The organism is Thermovirga sp., from assembly GCF_017656375.1.
Taxonomy (GTDB): Bacteria; Synergistota; Synergistia; order Synergistales; family Thermovirgaceae; genus Thermovirga.
Genome location: NZ_JACDOB010000060.1, coordinates 1 through 3,902, shown reverse-complemented (window position 1 = coordinate 3,902; position 3,902 = coordinate 1). Strand labels below are relative to the sequence as shown.

6 protein-coding genes are annotated in these 3,902 nt (G+C 42.9%); all 6 read right to left on the bottom strand.

What is annotated here, in order from left to right; translation table 11 throughout:
- The coding region (locus H0Z23_RS08655) for a response regulator (RefSeq protein ID WP_296869047.1) at positions 1-320 on the bottom strand (320 nt) is incomplete at its 3' end.
- Positions 321-339: 19 nt separating this feature from the next.
- Positions 340-702: a hypothetical protein gene (locus H0Z23_RS08650; protein WP_296869046.1), complete on the bottom strand. Its 363-nt coding sequence runs from the start codon at positions 700-702 to the stop codon at positions 340-342.
- Between the two features lie 3 nt (positions 703-705).
- On the bottom strand, positions 706-1,662 hold the full coding sequence (locus H0Z23_RS08645) for a P-loop NTPase (protein ID WP_296869045.1): 957 nt from the start codon (positions 1,660-1,662) through the stop codon (positions 706-708).
- On the bottom strand, positions 1,649-2,884 hold the full coding sequence (locus tag H0Z23_RS08640) for a hypothetical protein (protein ID WP_296869044.1): 1,236 nt from the start codon (positions 2,882-2,884) through the stop codon (positions 1,649-1,651). The genes H0Z23_RS08645 and H0Z23_RS08640 overlap by 14 nt, the downstream gene beginning before the upstream one ends.
- On the bottom strand, positions 2,881-3,702 hold the full coding sequence (locus H0Z23_RS08635; RefSeq protein ID WP_296869043.1) for a protein-glutamate O-methyltransferase CheR: 822 nt from the start codon (positions 3,700-3,702) through the stop codon (positions 2,881-2,883). The genes H0Z23_RS08640 and H0Z23_RS08635 overlap by 4 nt, the downstream gene beginning before the upstream one ends.
- A 23-nt stretch (positions 3,703-3,725) precedes the next feature.
- Positions 3,726-3,899, bottom strand: coding sequence for a FliM/FliN family flagellar motor switch protein (locus tag H0Z23_RS09030; protein WP_366928894.1), 174 nt, complete (start codon positions 3,897-3,899; stop codon positions 3,726-3,728).
- Between the last annotated feature and the right edge of the window lie 3 nt (positions 3,900-3,902).

The following is a 3,902-nucleotide window of genomic DNA, read 5'->3' as shown; positions in this document are numbered from 1 at the left end:
AAAGGCTTCACCACAAAATCTTTAGCCCCAGCCTTTATGGCTTGAATAACTATATTCTGTTGCCCCATAGCACTGACCATTACCACCTTGACATTAGGATCCAACTTCTTCAAGGCAAGCAAGGTATTTAATCCATCAAGTTCAGGCATAGTAATATCCAATGTCACTAAATCCGGCTTTACTTTGGTATACTCCAAAAGAGCCTGCTTCCCGTTCTCTGCCTCGGCAACCACAGAATGGTTACCTTTTTCCAGAATGTCTTTCATCATTATCCTCATAAAAGCAGCATCATCGACAACCATGATATTAGCCACAACCATACCTCCTCACGCATTCTCTTCAATTTTCACTAGAAGAATTATAACAATTATTGGATTTCCATACCTCTTTCGTTAGTCTTTCAGAAAGTGTTCTCACTTTCGTTGCATCTCCTAACGCAAAGGCATCTAACATTTCCAAGAGAGTCTCTTCTTCCTCCCTCAACTTTGCCATTATACGGCTGTATTCCTTTATCAATCCCGCATCGGCCTTAGGAGGTTTAGGCACCTTTTTTCGCAGGCTTATATAATATTTTATAATGCGTTCCTCCAACTGGCTCTTACGAGCTGGATCTCTCAAACACGTCGCCATTTCCCCCGCGGTAGGAAGCTTTGTCCCTGAGTCGCTGCCATCTCTAAATTCGCCTTGCTGGAAGCTTGCCAACTTTTACACTCCCTTTAATCTCTGAAACAGTCTCTGAAACACACCCAAAGATAAATTGTGCTTTGCAAACGTTTCACTTACATCCCCTTCTGATGAGCCTAAAATTCTTCTAGCTATAACTTCCATTGAGCGGACTATCGGACTTTTAGGATGCATCTTGACTATAGGGCACTTGCTCTTAACTGCATCAGCCACTCTGATGTCAAAAGGAAGATAGCCAATATATCTAGGTTTTATATTCAGAAACTTAGCACTAACCTTCATAAGCCTATCTGCTGCAGCAAAAGCCTCTTGCTTAGAACGAGCCATATTAACGACAAATAAAAGTTCCTTCTCCAATAAAGTCTGTCTCCCATATAAAACAATAAGGCTCTTCAACAGGCCGTAAGCATCTTTCAACGCCGTAGGCTCTGGGGTCGTCACAAGTATTATTGTGTCAGAGGCCATAGCAAAAAACAATACGTCTCGGCTGATTCCTGCTCCAGTATCTGCAATTATAATATCAACTCTCTCATCGAACATTGATATTTCATCGATCCAATCAGGACACATCTCCCAATCAACTTCATTTAATCTGGATATGCCACTTCCTCCCGGTAGGAACCATACCCTTTTAGATATAGGCAGGATTACGTCCCTTAACTTTAAATCTCCATTCAGTACATGGCTCAAATTCAATCGCGCGTTTAAGCCCAACAACACATCCAAATTGGCCATCCCTATATCAGCGTCCAGGAGGGTGGTCGGCTTATCAAACTTATCACCAAGCAAAAGGGCTAAATTCAAGGCAAAATTGCTTTTGCCTACGCCTCCCTTTCCGCTTACGACCGCAATGGATTTAGTTTTTCTGCAAGAATATTCGGCTCGCTTAGGCAAAACTTCCTCCATCGCGCTTTTTAGCTCCTGCGCCTGCAGTGAAGCAGAAGCATCAAACAGAGGGCTGAAATTACCTACCACCACTACCTGACACCTCCATTGATAGATAGGAGGAAACGAAATCCTTAGAAGCAACATGTATGTCCCTCGGCACATTCTGGCCCGTAGTGACAAAAGACAAAGGCAACCCAAAATACTTAGGCACCCAAAGCAAACTGCTGGGCAAAGCAGCTTCATCTATCTTAGTCAGGATGACCTTGTCCAGAGTTATCGTCTCCCTGACCCTCTCCACTGCCAGCTTAACGTCTTTAAACTTCATGGTCGACGATATGGCAATATGCACCCTATGGGGCTTAAAATAATCAAAAACTCCCCTTATGTGCGATAAGCGGTCGCTCTCCCTAAAGCCATGACCCGCGGTGTCCATTAGCATCAAAGCATCCTCAGGGTATTTCCCTAAAATAGGCGCCAGTTCCGAGCCTGTATTGACTATTTCCAAAGGAACATTCAAAACCCTGGCAAAAGTCCTGATTTGTTCTACGGCTGCAACCCGGTAATTATCGGAAGACAAAAGCACGACGGGGATTCTATCCTGCACTGCCCAGGCTGCTATTTTGGCAATCGTTGTAGTTTTGCCCACTCCAGTAGGCCCAACGATCATCACCCTTCTGCCGCCCAAAGCAGCCAAAAGATCCCTCTCCCCATCTCTTAAGAATAACCCCGCTCCTTCTTTCTCCAACCACCGAGTTAGCGATATGTTCCTTTCATCGCCGCCTACGAAAGAAACAACGTCACTCGGCACATCACCTTCTAATAGTTCCTCCAACCAAACCTTCTCTTGTCCTTTAACGGCATGCCCATCGGCCGGCTTTGGACCTTTCACTTCAGATATGACATCATTCTCTTTCTCTTTAATACCTTGAGTTTTCCCTACCGTCGGAGAAGCTCTTAGGGATGTCACCTCTACCTCATCCTCAACGCTTTTAGCTAGCTCTTCCAGCGTCAGATGCTTTTTGCTTTCCCTCTCAGCAGATGATTCCTTCTTAAGCTCCAAAAGAGCCCTAAATACCTCAATTTGCCTTCTTTCCAGCTCCTTGTCAACAACATTCCGTGAAGGGCTTTTGTCCTCCTCTATTATCCCAGCCCTAACTATTAATTTTTTCTTCCGAAAAAACGGCAAAAAAGATGGAGTCGTCACAGTTTGGATAGACAAGATAACCCCATCGGCTCCCAGACGCTGCCTAACCTTGTCAAAGGCCTCTTTTTCCGTCAATGCCTCAAATTCTATCTCCTTGACAATCTTCATCGGCTTGCCACCTTCGCTTCAGCAACTTTTTTATAAAAAGCAAAACCTACGTAACTGAAGCCTATGTGCTCATAACCAAAAATTTGTTCCGTGGGACCAAGCATTAAATATCCACCATCTACCAGGATTTTATTGAAATTGCTATACAATTTATTTTTTGTCTCCGCTGAAAAATAAATAACTACGTTCCGACAGAGAACGAGATGAACATTTTTCGGCAAAGGGTCTTTTAAAAGGTTAAACCGCCTAAATGCAACTTTAGATTTTACTTCATTTTTAACCTTGTAGATGCCCTCTCCAATTTTCTCAAAGTACCTAGCCTTAACCTTATCATTTATGTTTACCAGCTGTTCTTGCTTATAAATGCCCTCTTTTGCTTTCTTTAAAACTCCTTCATCTATATCCAAAGCTATCACCTCGAAGGGCAACCTTGCCTCCATGGCCTGAATAGCCAATGAATACGGCTCCTCTCCAGAAGAACAGCCGGCACTCACGAAAGTTAATTTATTCCCGTTATTCACCAGAGCTTTAAGCTCCGGGAATATCTTATCCTTCAAAAATTCCCATCTGCTAGGGTTCCTGAAAAACTCCGTAACGTTTATGGTTATATAATCTAGAAACTCCCGCCTTCTATCCTCGTCATTTTCTATCAGCCTATAGTATTCATCATAGTCAGATATATTCCAATTTCTCATAAGGGTGTGGACTCGCCTGTGAATCTGATATTTATATATGTTCAAATCTATCCCCGTAAGGGCAAATATCTTTTTTTTGAAGACATCATACCCCTCTTTTGCTGGGTATTCTTTCTCTTTCACATTATTCCCTCCTGAAACTATAGCTATTTCCCTAGCTTATCGTGTTTTTCAACTATTTCAGTAATCCTCACTCCGAAATTTTCCTCTATTACTACTACTTCTCCCTTGAATACAGGCCTATCGTTAATTGTTACTTCCACAGGTTCCCCAACCTGCTTATCAAGTTCTATAACTACACCCGGCTCTACCGCAAGAATTTC